At 35.0% G+C, this 25,808-nt stretch carries 25 protein-coding genes and 1 pseudogene; 19 read left to right on the top strand and 7 right to left on the bottom strand.

Features of this window, described 5'->3' with window-relative positions; translation table 11 throughout:
• Window positions 1-5: 5 nt before the first annotated feature.
• Window positions 6-1,358 (bottom strand): hypothetical protein, encoded by a 1,353-nt coding sequence (locus AABB81_RS11255; RefSeq protein WP_342160621.1) that lies wholly within the window; start codon window positions 1,356-1,358, stop codon window positions 6-8.
• A gap of 386 nt (window positions 1,359-1,744) precedes the next feature.
• Between AABB81_RS11255 and AABB81_RS11250 the strand changes: the two genes are divergently transcribed.
• From AABB81_RS11250 to AABB81_RS11185, 14 genes are all read left to right on the top strand, one after another.
• Window positions 1,745-2,422 (top strand): hypothetical protein, encoded by a 678-nt coding sequence (locus AABB81_RS11250; RefSeq protein WP_342160620.1) that lies wholly within the window; start codon window positions 1,745-1,747, stop codon window positions 2,420-2,422.
• Entirely contained in the window at window positions 2,412-2,834 is a 423-nt protein-coding gene (locus AABB81_RS11245) for a hypothetical protein (protein WP_342160619.1), read from the top strand. Before AABB81_RS11250 ends, AABB81_RS11245 begins: the two co-directional genes overlap by 11 nt.
• A 72-nt stretch (window positions 2,835-2,906) precedes the next feature.
• The gene (locus AABB81_RS11240; protein WP_342160618.1) at window positions 2,907-3,473 is read left to right on the top strand and encodes a sensor histidine kinase; all 567 of its coding nucleotides are present in this window, start codon (window positions 2,907-2,909) and stop codon (window positions 3,471-3,473) included.
• Window positions 3,463-4,167: a LytR/AlgR family response regulator transcription factor gene (locus AABB81_RS11235; RefSeq protein ID WP_342160617.1), complete on the top strand. Its 705-nt coding sequence runs from the start codon at window positions 3,463-3,465 to the stop codon at window positions 4,165-4,167. The genes AABB81_RS11240 and AABB81_RS11235 overlap by 11 nt, the downstream gene beginning before the upstream one ends.
• A gap of 171 nt (window positions 4,168-4,338) precedes the next feature.
• Window positions 4,339-4,869, top strand: a complete 531-nt coding sequence (locus tag AABB81_RS11230; protein ID WP_342160616.1) for a Riean_0653 family protein — start codon at window positions 4,339-4,341, stop codon at window positions 4,867-4,869.
• Between the two features lie 223 nt (window positions 4,870-5,092).
• Window positions 5,093-5,599, top strand: a complete 507-nt coding sequence (locus tag AABB81_RS11225) for a DUF3575 domain-containing protein (protein WP_342160615.1) — start codon at window positions 5,093-5,095, stop codon at window positions 5,597-5,599.
• Between the two features lie 43 nt (window positions 5,600-5,642).
• The gene (locus tag AABB81_RS11220; protein ID WP_342160614.1) at window positions 5,643-6,152 is read left to right on the top strand and encodes a DUF3575 domain-containing protein; all 510 of its coding nucleotides are present in this window, start codon (window positions 5,643-5,645) and stop codon (window positions 6,150-6,152) included.
• A gap of 806 nt (window positions 6,153-6,958) precedes the next feature.
• Window positions 6,959-8,023 carry a ribosome small subunit-dependent GTPase A gene (gene rsgA, locus AABB81_RS11215; RefSeq protein ID WP_342160613.1) on the top strand — a complete coding sequence of 355 codons (1,065 nt, stop codon included), beginning with the start codon at window positions 6,959-6,961 and terminating at the stop codon, window positions 8,021-8,023.
• A 173-nt stretch (window positions 8,024-8,196) separates the two neighbouring features.
• Complete coding sequence (locus AABB81_RS11210) at window positions 8,197-9,369, top strand: alpha/beta hydrolase-fold protein (protein ID WP_342160612.1); 1,173 nt, start codon at window positions 8,197-8,199, stop codon at window positions 9,367-9,369.
• A 158-nt stretch (window positions 9,370-9,527) separates the two neighbouring features.
• Entirely contained in the window at window positions 9,528-10,973 is a 1,446-nt protein-coding gene (locus AABB81_RS11205) for a S41 family peptidase (protein ID WP_342160611.1), read from the top strand.
• Window positions 10,974-11,065: 92 nt separating this feature from the next.
• On the top strand, window positions 11,066-12,001 hold the full coding sequence (locus AABB81_RS11200; protein WP_342160609.1) for a hypothetical protein: 936 nt from the start codon (window positions 11,066-11,068) through the stop codon (window positions 11,999-12,001).
• A 165-nt stretch (window positions 12,002-12,166) separates the two neighbouring features.
• Window positions 12,167-12,874, top strand: coding sequence for a phytanoyl-CoA dioxygenase family protein (locus AABB81_RS11195; protein WP_342160607.1), 708 nt, complete (start codon window positions 12,167-12,169; stop codon window positions 12,872-12,874).
• 82 nt (window positions 12,875-12,956) lie between these two features.
• Entirely contained in the window at window positions 12,957-13,727 is a 771-nt protein-coding gene (locus AABB81_RS11190) for a hypothetical protein (protein WP_342160606.1), read from the top strand.
• Window positions 13,728-14,011: 284 nt separating this feature from the next.
• Complete coding sequence (locus AABB81_RS11185) at window positions 14,012-15,190, top strand: serine hydrolase domain-containing protein (RefSeq protein ID WP_342160605.1); 1,179 nt, start codon at window positions 14,012-14,014, stop codon at window positions 15,188-15,190.
• A 44-nt stretch (window positions 15,191-15,234) separates the two neighbouring features.
• Here AABB81_RS11185 and AABB81_RS11180 read toward each other — a convergent pair whose 3' ends face one another.
• The 4 genes from AABB81_RS11180 to AABB81_RS11165 all read right to left on the bottom strand — a co-directional run bounded on the left by AABB81_RS11180 (window position 15,235) and on the right by AABB81_RS11165 (window position 18,062).
• Window positions 15,235-16,227, bottom strand: coding sequence for a pepsin/retropepsin-like aspartic protease family protein (locus AABB81_RS11180; RefSeq protein WP_342160604.1), 993 nt, complete (start codon window positions 16,225-16,227; stop codon window positions 15,235-15,237).
• Window positions 16,228-16,655: 428 nt separating this feature from the next.
• A complete protein-coding gene (locus AABB81_RS11175; RefSeq protein ID WP_342160603.1) occupies window positions 16,656-17,162 on the bottom strand; it encodes a hypothetical protein in 507 nt (168 codons plus the stop codon).
• A 192-nt stretch (window positions 17,163-17,354) separates the two neighbouring features.
• Window positions 17,355-17,573, bottom strand: coding sequence for an SHOCT domain-containing protein (locus tag AABB81_RS11170; protein WP_342160602.1), 219 nt, complete (start codon window positions 17,571-17,573; stop codon window positions 17,355-17,357).
• A 69-nt stretch (window positions 17,574-17,642) separates the two neighbouring features.
• Window positions 17,643-18,062 carry a hypothetical protein gene (locus AABB81_RS11165; RefSeq protein WP_342160601.1) on the bottom strand — a complete coding sequence of 140 codons (420 nt, stop codon included), beginning with the start codon at window positions 18,060-18,062 and terminating at the stop codon, window positions 17,643-17,645.
• A 512-nt stretch (window positions 18,063-18,574) separates the two neighbouring features.
• Here AABB81_RS11165 and AABB81_RS11160 point away from each other — a divergent pair.
• Both AABB81_RS11160 and AABB81_RS11155 read left to right on the top strand, forming a co-directional pair.
• The gene (locus AABB81_RS11160; protein ID WP_342160600.1) at window positions 18,575-19,198 is read left to right on the top strand and encodes a CatB-related O-acetyltransferase; all 624 of its coding nucleotides are present in this window, start codon (window positions 18,575-18,577) and stop codon (window positions 19,196-19,198) included.
• Between the two features lie 326 nt (window positions 19,199-19,524).
• Complete coding sequence (locus tag AABB81_RS11155) at window positions 19,525-21,156, top strand: alpha/beta hydrolase-fold protein (protein ID WP_342160599.1); 1,632 nt, start codon at window positions 19,525-19,527, stop codon at window positions 21,154-21,156.
• Between the two features lie 328 nt (window positions 21,157-21,484).
• On the opposite strand, the gene AABB81_RS11150 is transcribed toward AABB81_RS11155, so the two are convergent.
• A complete protein-coding gene (locus tag AABB81_RS11150; RefSeq protein WP_342160597.1) occupies window positions 21,485-21,778 on the bottom strand; it encodes a hypothetical protein in 294 nt (97 codons plus the stop codon).
• Window positions 21,779-21,787: 9 nt separating this feature from the next.
• Window positions 21,788-22,111 (bottom strand): hypothetical protein, encoded by a 324-nt coding sequence (locus AABB81_RS11145; RefSeq protein WP_342160596.1) that lies wholly within the window; start codon window positions 22,109-22,111, stop codon window positions 21,788-21,790.
• A 214-nt stretch (window positions 22,112-22,325) separates the two neighbouring features.
• Here AABB81_RS11145 and AABB81_RS11140 point away from each other — a divergent pair, with 214 nt between their 5' ends.
• The 3 genes and pseudogenes from AABB81_RS11140 (at window position 22,326) to AABB81_RS11130 (ending at window position 25,554) form a co-directional block, all read left to right on the top strand.
• Window positions 22,326-22,805, top strand: coding sequence for a hypothetical protein (locus AABB81_RS11140; protein ID WP_342160594.1), 480 nt, complete (start codon window positions 22,326-22,328; stop codon window positions 22,803-22,805).
• A 383-nt stretch (window positions 22,806-23,188) separates the two neighbouring features.
• Window positions 23,189-23,470: pseudogene (locus AABB81_RS11135) on the top strand (adenylate/guanylate cyclase domain-containing protein); the annotation flags it as partial.
• Between the two features lie 110 nt (window positions 23,471-23,580).
• A complete protein-coding gene (locus tag AABB81_RS11130) occupies window positions 23,581-25,554 on the top strand; it encodes a M1 family metallopeptidase (protein WP_342160593.1) in 1,974 nt (657 codons plus the stop codon).
• Window positions 25,555-25,808: the final 254 nt, after the last annotated feature.

The raw sequence follows: 25,808 nt of genomic DNA, 5'->3' as shown, positions 1-25,808 counted from the left end.
GACTCCTATGTTTTTTTGGGCTTTAAAAAATAAAACCAGAGACCAGCCAAAGGAATGATAAGCAGCAACCAACCCGAACCCAAACAAACTCCCGAATTTGGAGTAACGAGAGTGTTTGGCATTGCCCTCTTTACTTTCGCTACATTAACAGAATCCTTTAAAAAATCATCAGAAAGAGAGAGGTAACGAAGATGATCCAAATTATGGAGCGTTGAATCCAACCCCACTTTACCTGAAACAATAAGGTATTTTAAGTTTTTAAGGTTTTTGAAATTGCTGTAATCCAATAGGCTATCATTATTTTCAAATTCAAGATATTCCAATTCAGGAAATGAATCCTTAAACACTTTGGGATTTTGCCCCATAAAAGGATCATCAGCTGGATAAAGTGAAAGCCATTTAAGTTTATTTTTCTTAAAGATACCTGAATTGGAAACCCCTTGCTTATTGAGTCCCAAATGTAGGAACTTAAGTTGGGGATGATACTCATATATAGCATTGAGATTTATGCTATCCGATTCAATGTAAAGGTTCTTTAGCTTTTTCAACATATTTAATGAAGTCCAATCAATATCCACTCCTTGGTAATCAATAATTTTTAAACTCTCTAAATCAGGGTTTTCTCTAAAATAACCGGAACCAATGAAAGTACTGTCTCCGTTATTTAAAAGAATTATCTCTTTCAAATGAGGAAGACGCGGAAAGTAACCATTACCTTTTGTTGGAACAGTAATCATGAGGGTTTCCAAAGACGGAAATTTGGCAAGAATGGAAAAGGAAATAGAATCTGCTTCATTTTCAATTAATAAAGCCCTCGGGTTAAAATTTTGGGAAACCCAAAGCAAATCCCTATTTAAATCAGCTACTGAGTCCATTTCAGAAAAATAAACTATGTCGACATCAGGATTTATAAGCGCCATTTTTTTCAAATATGGCCTCATGGAATCCCAAATAGGCATCTCAAATTGCATGGTTTTTAAATGGGAAATTTCTTCTTCTGAAAGTTGATTAAAAAAGGATAGTGACGGACTATTCTTAGCGATGGAAATCCCGGTTAAATTCCCATTAATAAACAATAATGAATCTAACTGGTGAACACTCAGAGTGTCTGCCAAATCCCTGCTGACAGAGATAACAAACTTGTCGGTGGCAAGCAAGTCTCCCTTATGCGTCAAAAGGCTAACATATCCAAGGCTGTCCAATGCAGAAAAACTAGTATTAAAATCTAGAAAACGTGCAACGTTTGATCCTTTAAAAGTAATTAATCGGATATCTTCTTCCTCATTGCATTTACATTGCCACAGTACGAGTATGATAATGAAAAAAATAAACGAACTGATGTTTTTCCTACTAAACATAAAGTATGCTCAGGAATTTTTTCCTTAAGTCTACTTAAAGATACAAAATAAAGCGTTTGCTTAATTGAATGAATAAAAAAACCTGTAGCCTAAAGAATCCATGGGTTTGTTGTGGGTATGAAAGTCCCTGTTAACAGAACTCTAACTGCTGGAGCAGGTTTCTAAGAGCTTATCAAGATCCATATGATTTGAAGTGCTTCATCCAATAAATATAAACTGAAGAAGAAAAAGCTTAAAAATGATAAGTTTGTTAATTCAATTAAATTTCATGCTCATTTTCGCAAATTACCATTATATGACTGCAATTTGATCTTACTCAACGAATATTTTTGGTTTGCATTCGCTTTTGGCTTTGTTTTGGCTTCAAATAGTTAAATTTGAGTAAGATGAAAACCTTCAAAGCAAAACTTTTTACTTTATCCCTGGTAATTTTAGTGTTAAATTCTTGTATTGTAAAATCTTTATATCCGTTCTATACCAAGAATACCATATTTTTTGAAAAAAGATTTATTGGTACATGGATAGATACAGAAAATGCGCGTTGGGAAATTCTAAAATGCCAGGAAGTTATTTTAAAAGAAAACAAAAAAGACCAACCGTCTGAACTCGGTCAGGACCAATTAAGGATCTATGACAAATATAAAAATGCTTATGTGGTGTATTTCGAAAAAGACGAAACAAAATCAAGTTTTTTGGCCATGCCTTTTAAAATAAACGAGCAGCTATTTTTTGATTTCTCTCCTATTGATGATAAAGAAATAGACAACTCAAATAATGAATTATATAAAATACATTTAATAGGTGCACATACTTTGGCAAAGGTCGATTTCCTAAACGAGAATAAAGTAGATATCAATTGGTTTTCTTCAGAGAAGCTAATGGAGCTTTTGGAACAGGATAAAATAAAAATCAAACACGAAAGAGTTGGGTTTGCAGAGACTATTTTACTTACAGCATCCTCAGAAGAATTACAGGAGTTTATTAAAAAATATTTGAACTCAAATGATGCAGACAAATGGGCCACCGATGTAGAATTTAACTTAAACAGAATTAATGAAAAATAGTAAGACCCAATTTGTTCATGGCAATAATCACAATGCACTTCTATTCAATATTGTGTTGTGGTTTTGTACTTTCTTCATATTACTGTTTACTTTTTCTGACTATGGCAATCCTAAAAAAATTGATTATATCTATACCATCAGTTTTTTAGTCACAGTAATAATGCCGGTAGTTTTTAACCTGTACATTCTTGTTCCTTATTTTTTAAAAAAAGAAAAATACGTATCATTTGTTATTGCATTTATATTGACCATCATTGTTTCTACACAATTGAATATTTGGTTTTTTAGTTATGTAATTGACTATATATTTCCTGATTATTACTTTATATCTTATCATTCGAGCACCAAATTGATCACTATTTTCGGTATATTTTTAGTTGGCACCACGCTAATTAAATTAACCGAAGACTGAATCTATTTTAACAGTAGGGAGAACCAAAGGTTAAAATTTGAAAAGCAACAAGTTGAAACGAAATTATCAGCTTTGCGCTCGCAGATCAATCCACATTTCTTGTTTAATTCCTTAAACGTAATTTTTGCACTGGCATTGGAAAAAAAGGAAAATACGACTAAAGCAATTGTACAATTATCGGATATTTTAAGGTATGTGATCTACGATTCAAACACAGAAAAAGTCTCTTTAAAAAATGAAATAATCTTGCTGAAAAATTATTTTGAATTTCAGAAATTCAGGCATCAGAATTCTGACCAAATTAAATTTATGTACAATATCGCCAATGATGATTTCCTTATATATCCGATGCTATTATTGCCTTTGGTAGAAAATAGCTTTAAACATGGAGTTAAAGGAGATATTGAAAATACCTTTATAAATTTAAATATAACACAGGACGATGATAAGTTTCATTTTTTGATTGAAAATAATTATACTGAAAATGGATCGGATGAAGACAAGGAATATTCTGGTCTGGGCATTGAAAACATTGAAAATAATTTAAAAATTGTTTATCCAAAATCTCATTTTTTCGAAATTACCAAAACCGAAACAAAATTTATGGTTTCATTAAAACTTTTTGCAAATGAAAATTAACTGTTTGATCATAGATGATGAACCTACCTCTCAGGCTGTGCTGAAAAAATACATTTCAGACCTGGATTTTTTGCAATTATGCGGGGTTGCAAACAATGCAGTTGAAGCTTTGGAAGCGATAAAAAACAATAGTACTATTGATTTGCTGTTTCTGGATGTAAATATGCCTAAGATTTCAGGATTGACATTGTACAAGTCTTTGCAAAACCCTCCTTGTGTTATTTTTACAACGGCTTATCCTCAGTATGCCATTGATGGTTTTGACGTTAACGCAATTGATTTCTTGTTAAAACCCTTTTCCTTTGAGCGATTTTTTATTGCAGTTAACAAAATTGTAGAGAAAAGATCAACCCTGGAAATCAACGCTAAGGAGAACCACTCGATATTGATTAAATCAAACAAAATAACCCATAAAATATTTTCTGATAACATCCTGTTCATTGAAGCTTACGGGGATTATGTTGAAGTATACGTGGAAGATAAAGAAGATAAATATATTTTGACCAATAGCACTTTTTCCAATATTTTAGAGATGTTACCAAAATATAAGTTTGTTCAAACCCATAAATCATATGCGGTTAATTTAGAAAAAATCAATACCCTGAATGGGAATCAAATAGCCATTAACAAGCATCTGATACCAGTAGGGTTAAAATTCAAAGCGGATTTTTTAAAATCCTTTACGAACAATTAACCTTCTTTTGTTTTTTGCATAACCCGATCAACAGCAACATGTTATTGTTTGACAGACATATGCTTCAGTTCAACGAAAAAAATCATTAAATTTAATCTTTCTTTATATATGGTAATCTTCACAAGACAGGTGGTAGTGCCTTTATGAGTGAAATCTTAAAATCAGATGGTTATGAATGCTATAAAAATATTGCTTTTCGCTTTGCCAGTACTGTTTTATGGTTGTGAAGAAGATGATTTAACTGAAATAAAATTCAATGGTACAGGCGGCATGTCATGTTTGGTTGACGGCAAGGTCATGAACAATGTGTCGAAAAATACTTTTTGTGAATTTGTCTTGTTAAATGATGGAATTCAGGCCCTTAAATTGGGTTTTTCGGATGATGACATTAATAATTACACCTTTGAATTTATTGATTTGCAGGCCTATGCTATTGATACGGATAATCTTGAGGGGGTCGTTTTTTTAATGGGGGGTAAGGAAACATCAGAAAGTTACGGGGTGTATCAGTTCGGCAGCAGCAAGTACAAAACAAATTCAATGCATACAGGTGAATTGAAAGTATTGTACTTTGATCGGGTAAAGAATGTAATTGGAGGAACATTTTGGTTTGATGCAGTGAACAACGGAGAACGAGTAAATATCAGGGATGGAAGATTTGACATTCCAGTAAAGAATGTCCAGAAAAGAATTCCCGGGTGATAAGGATCATTTGAAGTTTATAAATTAAAGTTTCTTACGTGTGTTCTGGTATTATAGGATCAATTCTGAATCCCGTTTTTTTTTTGAATCATTCAAATCAACAGGCATATACTTTTGTTCACTGGAAAAAAGCCTGAGTTGAACGAATATATTTTTAAAAAGGGACAATATACCATGAATCTATTCTCCTTGAAACAAGTTACTTATCCTAAAAATGTTCAATATGAAAAAACACATTTCTGTTTTTCTTATGCTATCCTTATTTGCCATGAATACTATTGCCCAAAAAAATGCAGTAAAGCTGGGGACGATAACTTTCGGAGGAACCAATTACGGGGTGCAGTATGAAAGATCGATTTCCAGCCATTTTTCGCTAGTGGTTCAGTATGGTGTCGCTGTAACCCTTAATTGGTCCCAAACCATCTTGTTTGGAGACGGTTTTTATGCTGAAGGCAGGTATTATTTTACCACGGATAAAGATCTTCTAGAAGGCTGGCACCTAGGTGTCAATTTCAATTATATCAACACGACCATTGAAGATGACTTTGAAAAGAATTACCTGGAAAGGTTTGGTTTTGGTCCTGTTGCAGGTTATCAATGGGTTTTTGCTCGTCACATTACCCTTGACGCCCTGTTTGGCTGGGGATGGATGGATACTTCAACGAATTTGCCTGAATATCACAAGGGATTTTTTCCCCTGATTGGGATCAACCTGGGGTATAATTTTTAAATGTTTAACAAAACGAGTTTATAGTGAGCATAAAACCTGTATTATGAAAAACGAGGGATTTATTATTGTAATTGTTTTATTGACTTCCATGTCTGTTTTTGCTCAAAAAAACATTCTGAAAGGTGGTTTTGTAGCTTCGGGAGGAGCGAATTTGGGGTTACAATATGAAAGGTCGGTTTCCAGTCGTGTTTCTGTACTGGGCCAAATTGGTTATGCGGAGATTTTTGATATCATAGGTATGCAAAGTTCGACTGGATTAGGTATGTATGTTGAAGGCAGGTATTATTTTTCTACAAAGAAGGATCTAATGGAGGGATGGCATGGAGGCATTTATTGTACTTATATGAATACCCATTATAATGATGGCTGGTTTGATTATGACCAAAACAATCTTGGAATTGGTGCTGTAGGAGGCTACCAATGGGTTTTTTCTCCCCGTATCACAGTAGATACGCTTTTTGGTGGTGGGTATTTAAGATTTGATGAGGAAAACATGGTGGGAGACAGGGGTTTTTATCCATTGATAGGTTTGAACCTGGGATATAACTTTTGAGGTTTTACAAAGTAAAAGAGGTACCGAAACCCAACATTTTGACCATGATTTGTGGCCCTGCCTAGACTGAAGATACTGGGACAATCCAGGATGGCTACTAGGCAGCAAAGCTATGGGAAGATTGTGCAGAGTAAGCTAGGTGGGAGATGAAAAGGATCGCAACAATAAGTATTAAGTTTTAAGGATTAAGGACTAAGAAATGACGAATTTCACTTAACACTTAACACTTAACCCCTTACTAAGCATATAATTTGAAAGCCACCTTATATTTTTTTAAAGCCTAACCAAGCGACATAGATGTATATATGGATTTTACTTCGAAATTCGAAATCAGTTATTTGATATTTATTTTCAAAAATGACGTGTTCAGGTGCGTCTACTTCTGAAATCTCAAATCTGAAATCCCTGCCTGCGGCAGGCAGGGATTTCATATCTCAGAATACTGAATCAAAAAGTGTAGATTTTACTTCTTACTTCTCACTTCTCACTTCTCACTTCTTACTTCTCACTTCTCACTTAACCCCTTACTGAGGTTTTTTTGTTTGGACCTGTTCTGGATTATTTGGAATCATTCTAGGAACATTATTATTTTTTACATAGATTTATCCTTGAACAAAATTGCCAGCAACCCACCCTGGATTAATTTTAAATAATACTTTGCTGTTTTTTGCAAAAATAAAGCGTCTTTTTGACGTATTAATTGAATCAAAAATGAGTGGTAACAGGGTGTAAGACAAGGTGGGGATAATTACAGATAAACTTTATAACGTTTATTTACTAGTTGTGCTTAATACTGAAAGAAACAGATGACACTTGATGATTTAGGATATGACATAGAACTGGAAAAATACAGAAAAAGCCAGAATCTTGATGTTTTTGAAGTAGGGCGGATTATTTCAGAGCATAAAGAAAGATATGTTGTAAAAACAGATAAAAGAGAATATGATGGTGAAATAATCGGAAATTTACGTTTTACTGCCCATCACAGATCTGATTTCCCTGCTGTTGGAGATTGGGTAGCAATATCTGAATATGACAATGATAAAGTTCTTATTCATTCTGTCTTTCCAAGAAAAACCATAATTGAAAGACAAGCAGTTGGAAAACAAGGAGAAAAACAGATTATTGCCACAAACATTGATTATGCGTTTATTGTTCAAGCAGTTGATAGAGACTTCAACATTAATAGAATTGAACGGTATTTAACCATTTGTCATACTTCTAAAGTAAGTCCGATTATTGTTCTCAATAAAATCGATTTGATAACTGACAATGAGCTATCAATATTGGTTAACAAAGTTCAAGAAAGAGTTAAAAAAGTTCCGATAATTCCCATAAGTAATGAGTCTCAAAAAGGACTGATAAAACTCAAAGAGAGTATTGAAAAAGGCAAAACCTATTGTTTATTAGGCTCATCAGGAGTAGGAAAATCTACCTTATTGAACAATTTATCAGGTAGAGAGTTAATGAAAACTAATACGATAAGTACAAGCACAAATAAAGGGAGACACGTTACAAGTCATCGTGAATTAATTATTCTCGAAAATGGCGGAATTCTAATTGATAATCCTGGAATGAGAGAAGTTGGAATTGCAGATTCAAAAGAAGGATTAGAAATCACATTTAATGAAATAATTGAACTTTCTAAAGACTGTAAATTTAAAGATTGTACGCATATGGCCGAAGTTGATTGTGCAGTTTTAAAAGCAGTTGAAAGCTGTATAATAGATAAATCATCTTATGAAAACTTCTTGAAAATGGAAAGAGAGAAAGAGAACTTTGAATCAACAATTGCTGAAAAACGCAAAAAAGACAAGGATTTTGGCAAAATGATAAAGAATTATAAAAAGAGTAATTATAAAAAGTACTAAGCACAACAATGTATAACCGCAATTACGGTGGATTCGACTACGTCCGAATCCGCTTGGAATTAGCTCCGCTGAATCTTCGATTTGCTAAAGTCAGTGCCAAACCGAATATTAACGCATATAAACCCGTAACTGACGGTTATAAGAGACCGTTACCAATCATACATATCATCAGAATGAATAAAAATATTATTGCAGTACTATTTTTACTAATTGGAATTAATCAAGTAAAATCACAAGATGTCGAACAGATAGCAATCGGCACAAAACATGTACTCCATTCCAATATTTTGGATGAAGATAGAGAATACTGGGTGAATCTTCCTGAATCTTACCTCAAGGCAGAAGTATCCTACAAAAAGTATCCTATTCTTATCATACTTGATGGAAATGTACATTTTAAGCCTATAACAGGCATGGTAAACTATATGAGTTCCGATTCATACAGAAGCTGGAAAATTCCAGAGATGATTATAGTCGGCATTCAAAATATTGATAGAAGACGAGACTACACACCTGACAAAGTTGTTACGGTAAGAGAGAATAATACAGGTGGAGGAGAAGCTTTTCTAAGCTTTTTGGAAGATGAACTTATTCCCGAATTGGATAAAAAGTATAGAACAGAGCCTTATCGAATTCTTTTTGGACATTCTTTAGGTGGATTACTAGCTGTTCATGCCTACATGAAAGAAGAGACTCTTTTCAATGCATTCATTGCCGTTGACCCAAGCTTTGGCACATGGGACGAAGAAACCATGGATAAAAAATTAGATGCCGTGACTGAGCAATCATTTGAAAGATTCATCTACATAGCCACTGCAAATTGGGGCAAAAGAAATATCAGAAATCGTGACCGTCATGTTAGGTTATACGAGGCATTGAATAGTAAATGTGAAGGTAAGTTTCCTGCAAAATTGGAATACTTTGAAAATGAAAACCACGGTTCTGTTCCTCCAATAGCTTTTTATAATGGAATTTCAAGTATTTTTGAAGACTATGGGATTTCCTATCGAGATGTGGAAAGCAAAGAGCAACTAACTCAACATTTCAAGTCTCTTTCTCAGCGACTATCTTGGAATTTTAGTCCACCAGAATCTCTTGTCAACCGAATAGGTTATAGAATGTTACGAAGTAGAAACGAAAATGAAAAATCTAAAGCCCTGGCTTTCTTTATCTTAAATACAGAAAACTTCCCAAGTTCATTTAATGCTTTTGATAGCTTAGGAGAAACTTATGAATCTCTGGGAGATAACAAAAAAGCAATCGAAAATTATAAAAAGTCACTTGAGCTAAATCCTAATAATGAACATGCCAAAATGAGGATAGAAAGCTTAGGCAATAACGAATAAATACGATTGGTAATAATGTATAAAAATAATAGCCAAGACAGTATGAATTAATAGTCTTTAGCACTAATAAACATTCTTGTAACTTGAAAAGATACTGTCACTTAATCCGCTACTATTCTTATACTAGACCGTTACCTACAAGCGAAAAAAAACATAATATGAAAAAAATATTATTTCTAATTACCCTCATTTCTAAAATAGTAGCTTATGGCCAGGATTGTGATTGTACTTCAAATTTTGAATGGGTAAAGGAAACTATCGAGGAAAATGATGCTGGATTTCAATTTGTCATAGACAAAAAAGGGGAAGATGCATACGAGCAGCATAGCAGCATAATTAAAGATAAAGTATCGAAACTAGAAAACTCTGATGGATGTGCAGATGCTATTAATGAATGGCTTGCTTTTTTTCGTTCAGGACATATATCTTTTAAAAGAATAAACATTGTACAATCTCAATCAGGAAATGAACCAAGTAACCAGGAGATTATTGATAGTTATAAAGACTGGCAAAAAATAGAAATTGACCTCGATAAGTTTAAAAAGTATTTATCAAATAAAGAACATCATGATTTTGAAGGTATATGGTTTACAGGGTCTTACACTATAGGAATAATAAAAAAAGGAGATGAATACTTTGGTTTTATCATTGAGGCTGATGGAGTGTATTGGACTCCAGGTCAGGTAAAATTCATAATAAATAAAGACTTTTCTTCCATTTATTATATGAGAGACCACTCCGCTCAAAATATCGAGTCAGTGAAGTTAATAGGTAATAATTATATAGAAACTGGGATAATTACCCTTAAAAGACTTTTCCCAAGCACTACTACTGAACCGGAAATTGAAAGATACTTCAAAGCTATATCAGCTGAAAATCCATATTTTGAAAAAATAAATAATGAAACTACACTGTTAAGAATACCAAGATTTTGGGGCCCGGTAAAGCATAAAATTGATAGTGTAATTAGTGCTAATAAAGAGACAATACTTTCAAGCCCCAATCTTATAATAGATCTTAGAAACAATGGTGGTGGTAGTGATAGAAATTACCGAGAACTTCTTCCAATCTTGTATACCAATCCAATACGAGTGGTAGGCGCTGAATTTTTATCGACTCCATTGAATAATCAAAGGATGCTGGATATCATAAATAAAGATTTATATGGATTGGATGAGGAAGGTAAAAAATGGGCTCAGAAATCTTATGATACCTTATCAAAGCACATTGGAGAATTTGTGAATTTAGATGAAAAACCAGTTGAGGTGACCACTTTGGACACTGTTTTGGAAAACCCTAAAAATATTGGAATAATTATAAATGAAGGGATTGGCAGTACCACTGAACAGTTTTTACTTGCTGCTAAACAAAGTAAAAAGGTAAAACTATTTGGAACAACTACTTTGGGAGTTCTTGATATTTCAAACATGTATTTTGTAAAGTCGCCTTGTAAAGATTATGAGTTGGGATACAGTCTCTCTAAAAGTATGCGAATCCCTGAAATGACCATTGACGATAAGGGTATCCAGCCTGATTTTTATATTGATAAGGAAATCCCAAAATACGAATGGATAAAATTTGTAACCGAAATATTGAATGAATAAAGCCAGTAGGTAACAACGTATAAGCGCTAATTGCTCCTAACCTCGCAACTATGCTTATACAAACCGTTCCATAGCATTAAATAAAATAGAATATGAAAAAAATAACGATTTCTTTGATAATTACTTTAGTAACAACGAGCCTTACCTTTGGTCAGCAATATGGCTGCTTTGATTTTACATGGGAGGGAGCCACAGTTTCAGGTAGATATATTCCCAAGATCGCGATGAATGTTCCTGTAACTGTTGATAGCTTGCAGCATGAATTTACAATGCAATTGGATCTTGGTGCCGTAAAAACCAATTTATATGGGAATTCTTTCCAGGCCTTTATGGACGTATACCCTTCACTGATAGATAAAATTGACTCCACCAAGACTTTTATGATACAGAATGAGAAGAATATCATGTTCGGAGGAATGAGACTGAGTATGGGTGATGTAGAATTTAGCAACATGGACATAGGTTTATTCGCAGGATATGGAACTCCAATGACTGCTGATTCAGTAAAAACCACAACTTCCAAACATATAGGGACAATTGCCCCAGACCTGTTTCTAGATAAAGTATTAATAATTGACTATCCAAATAATAGAATCTGCCTCTCAGAAGAGCTTCCAAGTGAATATAGCAATTTGAATTTTCAGGATTTAGTAATGGAGAACGGACGTATTAAGATTCCTTTCAACATCAATGAACGCAGAGAAATGCTAATGTTCGATACTGGGTCGAGCATGTTTTCACTGCTGACAACAAAAAATAATGCTAAGCAAATATCGGATGGAGTAGTAGCTGATTCGCTTAGCGTAAATAGTTGGGGAACTGATATACCAGTGTATGGAAGCAAAATTACAACCGATGTGAAGTTTGGAGGCAAAACATTTCCTACTGCACTTGTTTATTACCTTGATAATCCACAGTTTGATACTGGCTTTAAACAAATTGGCATTTGGGGTATAACCGGTAACGCCTATTTTTCGAGCAATACTATTATTATTGATTATAGGAATAAAAAAATAGCTATTAAATAACGCTTTAGAACAAAGTATATGACTTTCATGCCCGGCAAAAACTGGTCACGCCGCATATACGAGCTGTTAGGGTTAATTAGGGTATGGTCCACCCGCATAGTTGACTTTTTTTCAAACTAGCAAATTGCAATATAAATCTTCAATGGAACCTAAAAAAGACAAACCATGAATGATCAACAATACGCCCGAGACTTCTGGGAGCAAGGATATCTTGTGATAGAAAACTTTTTCACTGATGGTTTGATGGATCATTTGAATCAGGTGATTCTGGCACATTTTGGAAGAAATCCTGACTGGGAACATTCGGATGACTTCATTCAAAAATCAGCAACAGAAGTGATTCCTTGGTTTCCTTTACGGGAAGGCGATGTAAACTTTCAACCTATTGAAAAGGACGAACTGCTTAAAAACCTCACGAAAAGAATTTTGGGAAAAGGCTGGGAATCGCTTTATCTGATGGTTATGTTTTCAAAACAAGGGACCCAAGGTCAGGCGTGGCACCAGGATAGTCCGCCGGAAAACTCAAGCAGATTTAATCTAAATCGCCTTTTTTATACGCATGACATCAATATGAAAACGGGTGGCCAAACGATTGTGTACCCTGGCTCTCACAAAATGGGCGAGTTACCGGCAGGCAATCCACATGAGGATTTGGAAAATCAAATAGTTCTTTCCCCAAAAAAGGGAACGCTTGTCATCATACATGGGCACTGCTGGCATCGGGTGCTTCCCATCAAAGGGGAATACCGCGTCTCTGCGAATGCCAGAGCTATCCCAGATGGAACTCCTAAGGACATCACAGATATAGCTGTCTACAGAAACATACGCTATCGCTTTTCTACTCAGGAGGTCATCGAAGAGCGCCAGAAATAATTTTAATTGTAAAAATATGATACCGAAAACACTCTTCTTTTTTATAATATTTTCTATTTCAGCGTTTTACACAAGCATTGATATGGACTCAAAGCTCAGAACCTTCAATAAAGGGAAAGACCTGCTGCTTGTGCAATTTGATTGCAAGACTGATGTGGATGACCTTCAAACTGCGGCTGCATTGGCCACTTTATTATCTGATTCCAATTTCACTAACATAAACTATCATGCGGTTGCGGGTACTTATGGCATGCAAGAAGGCCTTTATGTTCCTCCAAATGATTTGTTTCAACTGGCTTTTGGAGACCATTGGACAGATGCTCACAACAATATGAAAGGCGCTGTTGAAAAGGTAAAGCCATTGGTTATAAAAACGCTTTCTAAAAATGGTCATGTTTGGATCGCCGATGCAGGACAATCTGATTTTTCGGCTGAACTTGTTAAAGCCGTTCAAAAGGATCTGCCTAAAATAAAAACTTCGAAAAGAATACATGTGGTTCAACATGCCGATTGGAATGAAGAGGTAACCACCCCTGAAAAGTTAGACTTCGTTAAACAAAATACAAGCTATATCAAAATACCTGATGGCAATGGTGTCGGGAACGGAACCCCTGGATTTCGTTCTCCTGATTTCAATCGCTTGGATGATAAAATTACAAATCCTAAATTGAAGAAAATTTGGCGACTTGCCATTGATTTATCCAATAGATACAATGGAAAAGAGGGGCGTTACCTCAATGAGGCGATTGCGGCAGGGGGATTGGACTTCTCAGACTTGTCTGAAGTTTGTTGGATTTTAGGGTTACAAGACATAAAGGATTCAGAACATTTTTTTGATCTTTTTTCTAATTAAACACCCTTTAGCTATTAAGATATCGATTAAATATATATGCAATAACAGTTTTCATACTTATTGATTTTATAGTTCAAACTGTTGCCAACATTATGTAAGGCAAATAGGGCGATGATTCTGATATGAATGTTTTTGCTAACTTGTGGCATAGCTAAAGCTGCTGATTTGGCTCTTTATAGATAAACAAAATCGCAACTAATCTTATACAAACCCGTTAATCACGAGTAAGAATAGCGTAACAAAAGAATCTTCTATTCGTCATCTTTTGAACAAAACAGACATTAATGAAAAAAACAATGATGCTGGTCTTACTCCTGGCTATAAACACATCAATCAAAGCACAAAGTATTAATGATTCCATTACTATTGAGTTGAACAAATTAAGTAAGGAAAATAATCTTGTTGGTTTTGGTGTGGCTATTGTAAATAAAGATGGCATTATGTTCGCAAAAGGTTTTGGTTATGCCGATAAGGATACCAAATCTCCTTACACGATTCAAACGGTACAACCTATTGCTTCTATTTCTAAAACATTGCTTGCCGTTGCAGTAATGAAAGCTCAGGAAATGGAAAAATTACATTTGAATGATCATATAAATGACTATTTACCTTTTAAAATATACAATCCTAATTTTCCAAATGAAAACATCACCATACAACAACTGGTAAACCATACCTCAGGTATTCTTGATGGAGATTCTTATGACAGAACGTATATATTCAAAAATAAAATCCCTCCCTTTTATAATGATTTTACCGATAACGAGTTAAAGGCAGAAGTAAAAACATGGGTAGAATTGTTTAATGAAAATGAAATGATGCCGATAGCCGAATTTATTAAAAAGCAATATGTAGAGGGTCAAATTTGGTATAACCCAGCGCAAAATTTTTCTGCCAACCGCCCGGGAAGCACTTATAAGTACAGTAATATGGGAGCAAATATTGCCGCTTATATTATTGAAAGAGCAACAGGAGAAAATTATGCCGAGTTTATAAATAAACAGATCATAGAACCGCTTCAAATGGATAGTTCAGGTTGGGGCGGAAAAAATTACCAACCCAAGAATGCTTCAACTTTATACTGGTTTGGATATGCTATGCCACATGCTGATTTAATAACCTATCCTGATGGCAATTTGATGACAAACATAGTCGATTACAGTACCTTTTTAAGTACTATGATTCGTGGATATGAAGGTGAAGGCAATTTGTTAACCCCTGAGAGTTACAAAGAAATGATGAAAGACCCCATTTCATCTGATTTTAGAAAAGGTGTTTTTTGGACTGTAGATTCAGAAAAAATTGGTCATAGTGGCAGTGATTTGGGTGTGCTGACTCATGCTTATTTTTTAAGGGAAAATGGAATTGGAATTATTGTATTCGCAAATACATCTGATACAGAAAACGACACAACAGATATAAGAGACGTATACCGAACACTTCTAAAGTATGCTAAGAAATAAGAATTGTGGAAATAAAATTGGAAACTTTCAAAAGCCTATTAAACTCACTCAATAACTGTATAACGCAAATTGGGAGCATCTAAAACCAACGTTTTTCCTAAAAATAATTTATTCCCTGTCATGCCCCCTAGATCACCTCCTATATTAGAGGCCTTTATGATAAACGCCTGCAGTTTGTTGGGCCATTCCATATAGGTAACGTAAGTAAGAGGCACTGAAACTGAACCAAATTCAAACACTCCATTACTGGCAATATTATGAACTGTTACCCCTTTACCCCATGAATTTCCAACAAAGGTTTCCCTCTCAGCCCCGGGCTTGGCTAATTCCAAAAATGTACTTTCTTCCACAATCAACTCAAATGCACTCGAACCTGAATCATACCACAAACTTGCGGGTTCATTATTTAGTTTGGCCGACAAAAACACCTTTCTGCCATCGAAGGTAAACGGTAAGAAATCCGCCTTTTCTTCAATGTCTGCGGGAACCGATTCAGCAAGGGTAATTTTCTGATTTTTATAATCCATTACTAAAGGATGCTTCTCCATAAAGTCTGATCCTATAGATCCTATCTTAATAATTGAAGTGCTATCCGACCAATCAATTTTGTTTGAGCGACCTCTAAAAAAAATTTTGTTTGCCTCAAGATGAACAGTCCCCACCTTCATAGATACATCTGTTACCAGTAATTGGTTGTCGATCGTATCTAACTGGAAAATATCTCCATATTTTTCATTGATGGATTGCACTGTTTCATAAAACAGTACCGTGGAAGGAGCACCCGTATCAAATTGCATATGAAAGGTGCGGTCTACTCCGGGAATAGTCACAGGGACAAACATGAATGCATTTGGTTCTTCCTTACCATTGAATTTAGAGCTCCCCCAAACAAAATCAAAGGGTTCACCAAGGTTTGACAACGTGAGTTCATTAGGCCCGGCCCCCATGAATTTGTTTTTGAAATAAAAAAAGCCGCCTATTCCTCCTAAAAGGACAATGACCAATAATACTATAACAATTCGTTTCACTATCTTCATTCTAAACTGGTATTAATAAATAAAAGCCTAAATAAAGGATTTGATACGACAATAACAACTTATCCAGCAAAAACCTATAAATAGGATGTTGAAGTCTAAATATAGTAAAATTGACGATATGTTGAGGTTAGCTAAAGGAAATTGGAATCGTCAGGTTAAGATATATTGCTGTAATACAATTTTTTAAATGGGTGGAAAGAGTCCGGTCCAGACCGTAATAATAAGTATTAAGTTTTAAGGACTAAGGACTAAGGACTAAGGACTAAGAAAAGACGAATTTCACTTCTCACTTCTCACTTAGCCCCTTACTGAAGTTTTTTTTCAGTAGGTTATTCAGTCATATAACATATTTATCCCTTGAAAGGCAAAGCTTTGGGTACGCAAATTTCCTGAAGTATACCTTTTATAAAAAGTAGTGATAAACCTTATTATTGTTTTATTCCATTGAAGGTCACTGGTTGGCCATTCCATGAAAATGTGCAAACAAAAGTATGATGATTTAGATCGAAACTTCCATTAGAATGATTTTCATTTGATTGATGAGCATTATTTAAATGATTCATCCATGGAGTACCATTTGTTTGCATGCCATTCATATGATTCCCATTCATTGCCCCGTGTCCGGAGCCGTAAAGATTTTTATAATCTTCACCGGCCAGGCACACCATATAACCGCCATTATGTTCATAATATTCGAGCATAAACTCTGCATTGAATTCTGGTCCGATGCAATTAACTTCCAATAGGTTCCCTCTAACCCTAACTTCTGCTGTAAAAGAGCCTTGAGATTTTACATCTAATGATTTTGCCAGGTTTACACCGTCTATGACTCCCACATAGGTTCCTGAGAGCTTATCAAGTTCCATATCATTAGATTCACTGCAACCAATAAACACAAGTGTGAGAAAGAAAAGCCCTAGAATAAGATGTCTCATAATTTAATGATGTTTGATTAAGCAATCAAATGTAGGTAACAACAGGGCTTTAAACAATGATATAAGTCAACTGGTGAAAAACTAATTTTGAGCTAAAAATTTCTTCGAGGATGCTTGTTAAGACCGTTGCACACCAGATGCAAAAAGAGTTAACTGTATAATAATCAGAGGATTTATTTAGTTTTTAAATAATTAAAGATCTTCTTCTAAAATTTTCTTTGACTCTTCATATTCTTCTTTCGAGATTTGACCATTAGCAAATCGTTTTTTAAGGATTTCTAAAGAGTCATCTTTTTTTGACCTTCTCAAAGATGTTTGATAAAGAAACCAGAAAATTCCAATCAGCACAAATAACCCTGCAATCCACCATAAAAAATACATTCCCCAAAAATATCCGTCACCGTGATGCATAATTAAACTAATCTTTTACTGGTTAAATATTTTTTATAATTACTTATTATCTTCATCTTGGTTGATCATTCACATCCCATTCATACCTTTACCATTCATTGTTTTCATGATGGCTTGCATACATTCGTTGCTCATCATTCCCTCATCGTTCATCATTTGCATCATATTCCCCATCATTTTTTTGTTTGTCATCATGTTTCCCATCATATCGTGCATCATCATACTATCTTTCATCATCATATGCATACCACTCCCCTTCATCATGTTTCCCATCATCATCCTATTACCTTGCATCATTTGCATCGCATGTTCATTACTTTGCATTGATTCCATAAATGACATCATATAGTCATGGTCGCTCGCAATTGCCTCAAAAATTTCACTTCTCGTTTCGGAATTATCAAGCAGTTTACTTACGTCTGTTTTTTGGGTACAACTACTTAAATTTACAAACCCTAAAATCGAAATAATCATTATTAAAGTTTTCATAATACTCATTTATAAAGTTTCATTAATATTTGCTTGTGTCAATTTGCTAACTTTCTAAAATGGAAATTGATCGTCTTTAACATCAGGCAGAATATAAGCCCTTTAATTAATTTAAGCAATGATCTTTATCAGTGAGACCATAAAAAACCCGAATGATGATTCACTCGGGTAAAAAATTAATTGAAAACCAACAATAAGGGACAAGGAAATCCATATGTAACACCTAATAATAGGTTTCTTTTTTTTATAACTGGCGAACATTTAGAAAAAGAATGGAAAGTTAAATGGGTCAATATAGAATCTGAAATAAACAATAACTAATCCCAGCACCGTATAAAATTAATTGCTGTTTAAAGCCTGCTAATGAAAGTCCTTGGGGATTTTCTACCTGCCCGCCGGCAGGCAGGTTCAGTTTGTATTTGCTAAATTAGGTGCTTAATCCACGCATTGGATCTTATTCAACACCGTTGTACTTGATTTAAATGAGAGACAAAGCTAATAGATAAAGAATTATGGCAGAACCAAATAAAGACACAAAATTTCCACTTGATAATTACGACAGACTTTGTTTTTTGAAGAATGTTGTAAAAAATCCTAACATTATAGTTGGTGACTACACATACTATGACGACTTCGATAATGTTGAAAATTTTGAAAAAAATGTAAAATACCATTTTGATTTCATAGGTGACAAGTTAATAATTGGAAAGTTTTGTATGATTGCTTCAGACGTTAAATTTATAATGAACGGAGCGAATCATTTGACAAATGCGATTACCTCTTATCCATTTGCGATTTTCGGAAAAGGATGGGGAAAAGCAATGGACGGAAAATCTTATCCCCAAAAAGGAGACATAAATATTGGAAACGATGTTTGGATCGGATATAATGCAACAATTATGGCAGGAGTCACGATTGGAGATGGAGCAATAATTGCAACAAATTCCACTGTTGTTAAAGACGTTGAACCTTATTCAATTGTTGGAGGAAATCCTGCAATCGAAATAAAAAAGCGATTTTCAGAAGACAAAATTGCAAAACTGCTGGAACTCAAATGGTGGGACTGGAAAATAGAAAAAATCACAAAGAATGTGCATAGTTTAGCAGGTAATGATATTGCTAAAATAATTGAATAAAAAAGGAACATACAATACTTGGTATAGTTAATAAGGTTTTCATTAGTTTTCGGAGTGTATTAGCCTGCTCCAAAATATACTGTAACCCGATAGGGAAAAGCCCTTAATCCCGAACTAACCATACCACTAACCGTCGGCACAATGTAACAGAACAGTCCGTAATTCGTCATAGTTAAAACGAACCTAAAATTTAGCGCCAACATTGGTTACGCACAATTGCCCCATCATGAACATCAAAACCGGTAAAAATTTTAAATAACAATGAATCCGTTGTCGAGGGCTAACTCATACCCAAACCGTTGTGTGCGATTAAAACAAAACATTACATGAAAACATTATTGACACTCATTTTTACACTGCTTTTTTTTATTTCTTTTGGACAGGAGTTAACCACAATTAAAGTATCGGTACCAGATATAACCGACGAAGTTTATATTGTAGGTAATCAAGACGCTTTAGGTAACTGGGAACCTGATAAAATAAAAATGAGGAAGATTTCTGACCGGGAAAGAGAAATCGAACTTAAGCTTACTTTTCCTGCAGAATTTAAATTCACCAGAGGCAGTTGGGACAAGGAGGGTATAATGAAAAGCCTCTCAGATAATCCAAACCTCAGAATTCTGGATGAGAGGTCTGAGACCACCTTCACGGTAAAAACCTGGATGGATAATATAGAAAGTGACAAACTTGGGCTCGATTACGATATAAAATATATTGAGTCAAAACTTATGGGAGACAAACGAATGTTCTATGTATATCTTCCGGATAACTACACGCCCGAAAAGAAGTATCCCGTTATCTATATGACGGATGGTTCCACCGATAACTTTCAAGTAGCTAAGTCTTATATCAATGCGCTTTCTCGAAACAGTTTCAATGTTATTCCCGAGTCCATTTTGGTAGCGATAGTTCATAAAAACCGAAATAAAGAGCTCTATAACGTAAAGAGCGGGGCGTATTTCACCGATTATTTATTGCAAGAGCTCATCCCTTTTATTGATGCCAGTTATAGTACTTCCGGCTTCAATACGATGATAGGTCACTCGAACGGTGCTGAGTACAACCATATGTTGCTGTTACATAAAGACAATCCTTTCAGAGGGTTTATCAGCCTTTCAACTTCCTTTATCTCAAAGCCTGAATGCAAAGAAGAATTGACCGGGTTTTTTGAGCGCTATAAGGGCAAAAAAATATATAATTTCATAGCCAATGCGACCCTAGACTCTCCGGATAGAATTGAGGCGGGAAATACTTTTGAAAGTCTGTATCAGAGCACCCCTAACGCTCAAATAAAATTCTCAAAGCAAACCTATCAGGCTGACCATATAACAGTTGTACCTAACGCGCTGATCGATGGATTAAAACTTATCTTTTACGACTACAATAACATGGAAGCCTATCCTACGGTAGTTGATTATGGCGAAAACTATTTGGCGAACATCGAGCAGAATTATGGAATCAAGGGCCATATCAGCAGAGCTGACCTGGAAGGCTATTATATGGGCATTATAAATAATAAAAATAAAGAACAGTACGAATATGCCCTGGCTTTGTTTGAAGAACACAAGATGTGGAATAATGGAGGCTTCGACCCTGTTAACATTGCCAATGGCTACTTTCTCATGGGTATGTACCCAGAAACTATAGAAGCTTATAACCAGTCGTTCCAGGAGTTTGAAAGGGTAGAACCTAGGGTATTTTACGCCAATATTTTCAGGGCAGTCGAGTCATACCAAAATGAAGGTAAAATTGCCGAAGGGATCGCATTTCTCGAAAAAAGCAGGGAGACGCTTTCAAAAGAATACTATTTAGGCATCACCTACCATATCGCCAAACTTTCTCTTGACAACAAGGTGGAGGTTGAAAAAGGAAAAGAGGCATTGGAATACTGCAAAGCCAATTACGAAAAAAACAGGTATTTCACAGAGGATGATCTTATTGTTGTTGAAGAACATTAAAAAATGCACACAACATTGTCCATGAGCCATTAAAAAGGTTCATGGACCAAATGTTGGCATTAATTGGATAGATCAACAAACTCAAAATCATCTTTCCATTCACAAATGTCTCCTGTTCCTGCTTAAGATAGTCATGAAGTGCTGGCCTTATGTTCCGGTTCAGAATAAGCGATCATTATGAGTTTATCCACCGTGGGCAGGACAAGTTCTTAGATAGTTTCCCGATAACTATCATGAGAAAAACTTCAGGGAAATTTGAGGTTCTTTTGTTTTAGCATGTTACGAACAACTTATAAAAACTGTTACTTGGTTTCGCTGCTTTTATTTTTTATGAGTTCGTATTGAGCTCTTTTTCAATCAGCTGTAAAATTCTTACATTAAGATCTCTCACATCATTTAATTCATTGACAGCATCCAACATCCTTGCATAACGATTTGAAATATAATCTTCAAGCAAAGGATCCAAGACTAATCCCTTATAATCTGAATTAAATTTACTTTTACCTAACTCTCTTCTGTCAGTGCTTCTATAGTCTATATTTCGTATGTGCTTTGCAATTACATGGTCTCCTTCCAGTCGTGTATATAAGGCTCTTTCTTCATTTTCTTGGGCATCTGCCACCACATCTCCTCAGCTAAAAAGCATATTAGTTAAGGTTGCATTCTCAATAAGATTGATTTCACCTGAAGCTTTACCAGATTGCAATGCACCATTTTGTGGGCCGAAAGTCCAGTTCCAACTTGTATTTTGTAAAAGAAGCCTCATATGGTAACGGTCATTTAATATGGAATCATTACTATTGATTTTCATAAACTCAAAAGAGCTTTTAACGACCAAATTGTAATATTTTAGTACAAGGTCTAATTGGGTTAGGTTTTTAGTAAACTCAATTTCAAGTGCATTTAACAAATTAATAGATTTTATTTTATATTCACCTTGACTTTTAAACTTCACATTGTATTAGATTGGTATGTATAAAAAAGCACATTTTGAATCAGAATTGTCAGTTTTTAAAAGCAAATTAGAAGCGGAAGGGATCTGATGTCATTTTAAAAATAAATTTACAACTAAGATTATGAATTATTTGCCTTCCTTTGAGGTTGAACTTGAGGTCTTAGAATTCGATTTGGAAAGAGTTCGTGACATATGAAAGACTATTGAATAAACTATGGAATATCATTACGTATTGGCAAGGGTAATTCATGTCATTGCCGTTATTTTATGGATTGGCGGTGTGGCCATGGTCACTACAGTGATCATACCAGCTGTTAAGAGACTGAAATCAAAAGAAGATCAGATAAAGACTTTTGAACAGATAGAAGGGAGGTTTGCACTTCAAGCTAAAATCACAACTTTATTAACAGGAATTACCGGATTTTACATGCTCTATGCCATAGATGGCTGGGATAGGTATTTTGATTTTAAGTTTTGGTGGTTGCATGCCATGACCCTCGTGTGGATACTCTTTACACTAGTCTTATATGTCTTAGAACCTTTGGTATTGCATAAATTATTCAAGCAATACGCAGAAAATAACCCCAAGAAGACATTTTCTATTATGCATAAATTTCATTGGTTTCTATTAATCTTGAGTTTGATCACTACCGCAGGGGTAGTTGCTGGTAGTCACGGGTGGTTTTTTTATTAGTTGGTGATTGCTTATTTGTTAGAAGGGGATCATTTTTTTAAGTCATTCTTAATTTCATCAAACAAACTTTGATGAGTAGCCAGTAGCTTCCTTCGAATCCCCAACTTTTTGAAGGAACAAAAGTTAAATTGTTCAGAGCAAGGGTTGATCCGACGATGGCGGGTTGAAAGGCTCTCCTTTTAATTTTTTATAGAGAATCTAAGTTAATTTAACTATATTGGTGATTAACAACTAACTAATTATTAATTTCTTCAGGAAAATTTTCAAAAAATTTTTTGACTGATAACAAGTCCGGCAAGTATCATGTTTATAAGATTGACTAAGGCCAAAATGCTGATGAAAATTCGCCTCTAAAGTTACTTAATTCTGGTTTCGGGCTTGCCCAAGGAGAGGTAATTGAAGGGAATATGGGTTCTAAATTTAAAACAGATTATACCATTATTGGTGATCCTGTGAATTTTGCTGCCCGATTAGAAAAATTGACAAGGGAAGTTAAATACTCAGTGGTTTTTTCAGAGTCACTTAAAAAAAGTACCAAAGAACCATGGTCATTTATAAGCCTCGGTAAATATGACCTCAAAGGAAAGAAAAACACTCATGAAGTCTATTCAATTGACCATAATATTATCAAGGAATATAAAGAAAATATTTATTTTGATAAATGATAAAATTCTTAAGCAAGTTTTGCAAAGGCCTTATCGCCAAGAGTAAGTTAGTAAGGCTTGAGTGAAACTTTCGGATTAAAATATAATTATAGATTCTATAAAATAACACAATGAAAAAGATACTATTACTCTTTATAACAATTTTAAACCTTGGGTTTTTACTTGCCCAGAACCCGGCAAATGAAAGTTCATCCTACAATCCCAAGGATTTCTATGTATCAACATTTAGCCCAACTGCGGGAAACGTATATCGATCTGCAAAAGGTATCCCTGGTCCAATGTATTGGCAAAACAGTTCCGATTATCTCATACACGCTACTTTGAGTGAAAAAGACACCACGGTTACAGGCGATGTAACGATAACTTATACCAATAACAGCCCTGATCAACTGGAGTATTTATGGCTTCAACTGGATCAAAATATTTTTAAGCCAGATTCAAGAGCTGTTGCAGTTACCCGTTACCCGGGTGATTATGCCGGTGTTCTTGGAAAAACAAATGGTGGTTACCAAATAAAGAATGTAACTATTAACCAAGGAGAGAAATCATATTCAGTACAACCGATTATTTCAGATACCAGAATGCAGATTCGTTTAAACAAGGCAATGCAGCCCAAAGGTGATCAGGTTTCGATAAAAATGAATTTCAGTTTTGTAATTCCACGTGACGGGGCAGCTCGCTTTGGGAGACAGAACACTAAAGACGGGGTTATTTATCAAATAGCCCAATGGTATCCGCGCATGTGTGTATATGACGATGTAGTAGGCTGGAACACGCTGCCGTATGTAGGTCTTGGCGAATTTTATTGTGACTATGGAAATTATGATTATTACATTACTGCACCAGCAGAAATGATTGTGTATGGGTCTGGTGACTTGCAAAATCCAAAAGATGTGTTGACAGCAGAGGAGATAAAAAGACTGTCCGAAGCTTTAAAAAGTGACAAAACAATTGCTATTATTGCTGCTGATGAAGTAGGAAAACCAGCTATGCGCCCAACTTCCAAAGGTAACCTAGCCTGGCATTTTAAGATGAATAATACAAGAGATGTTGCCTTTGCCGCTGGAAAAGGATTGATATGGGATGCAGCAAGGATCAATTTACCCTCTGGCCGAAAGGCCCTTGCAATGTCTTGTTACCCGGTTGAAAGTGCAGGTGATACGGCATGGGCAAGATCTACAGAATATTTAAAAGCCAGTATAGAAATCTATTCAGAACATTTTTATGAATATCCCTGGAACAATGCAGTAAGTAGCGCGGGGATCACTGAAGGAATGGAATATCCCGGAATGATTTTCGATCATTATAAAGAGACAAATGCAAGTTTGTGGTTTCTGATATCTCATGAAATTGGACATAACTGGTACCCAATGATTGTGGGCTCAAATGAACGAAGATATATGTGGCAGGATGAAGGTTTAAATACCTATGCAAACTATATAGCCAATGATATTTTCAATAATGGGGAGTATGAAACCGATCCTTCTTATTTTGAAAAAGATTTTTTTGGATCCAGGGATTATACCCAGTTTATGCAGTACAAAGATCCATTAATGACTGTATCGGATGCCATGGATGAGGAGCAACATTATCAATTCTATGGCAAAACAGCTTACGGACTCAACTTACTTCGGACCGTTATAGTTGGTAAAGAGCGGTTTGATTATGCCTTCAGAAAATATACCGAAGCATGGGCATTTAAACATCCTACCCCGTACGACTTTTTTCATTGCATCAACAATGCAACAGGTGAAGATTTAAATTGGTTTTGGAAAGAATGGTTTTTTACTACTTGGAAACTTGATCAGGCTGTAACTGCCTTAAGCTATGTTGATAATGATCCATCCAATGGCGCATTGATTACCATAGAAAATAAAGGGAAAATGATTATGCCAGTAATTGTAAAAGTTATTGAAGCAAATGGAAAATCAGCAACCATAAAGCTTCCTGTTGAAATATGGCAGCGAGGTGGAAAGTGGGTGTATAAATACGCTTCTTCAACTAAAGTTGATCAGGTAATACTTGACCCCGAAAATGTTTTACCCGATGTAAACAGAGAAAATAATGAATGGAATAAAAACTAAGGCTTGCTAGAGGTTAAAATACTATATATAACTCTATAGAATTAAAACTTGTTTTGTCTGTAAGCTCAATGGATATAGTGACTAAGAAGCTTAACACTTAACTCCTCACTGTGGTTGGGTGATTTCCTCGCAGCCGCTCCGGAAACTGCCTTGCCGGCAGGCAGGCTTCCCAATCTTACTAAGCATATAATTTGAAAGCCACCTTATATTTTTTTAATGCCTAACCAAGAGACATAGATATATCTATGGATTTC

Origin of the sequence: Lutimonas vermicola, from assembly GCF_038433205.1 — a bacterium.
Taxonomy (GTDB): Bacteria; Bacteroidota; Bacteroidia; order Flavobacteriales; family Flavobacteriaceae; genus Lutimonas; species Lutimonas vermicola.
The sequence above is the reverse complement of the archived record's forward strand: the minus strand, read 5'-3'. Positions and strand labels throughout refer to the sequence as shown.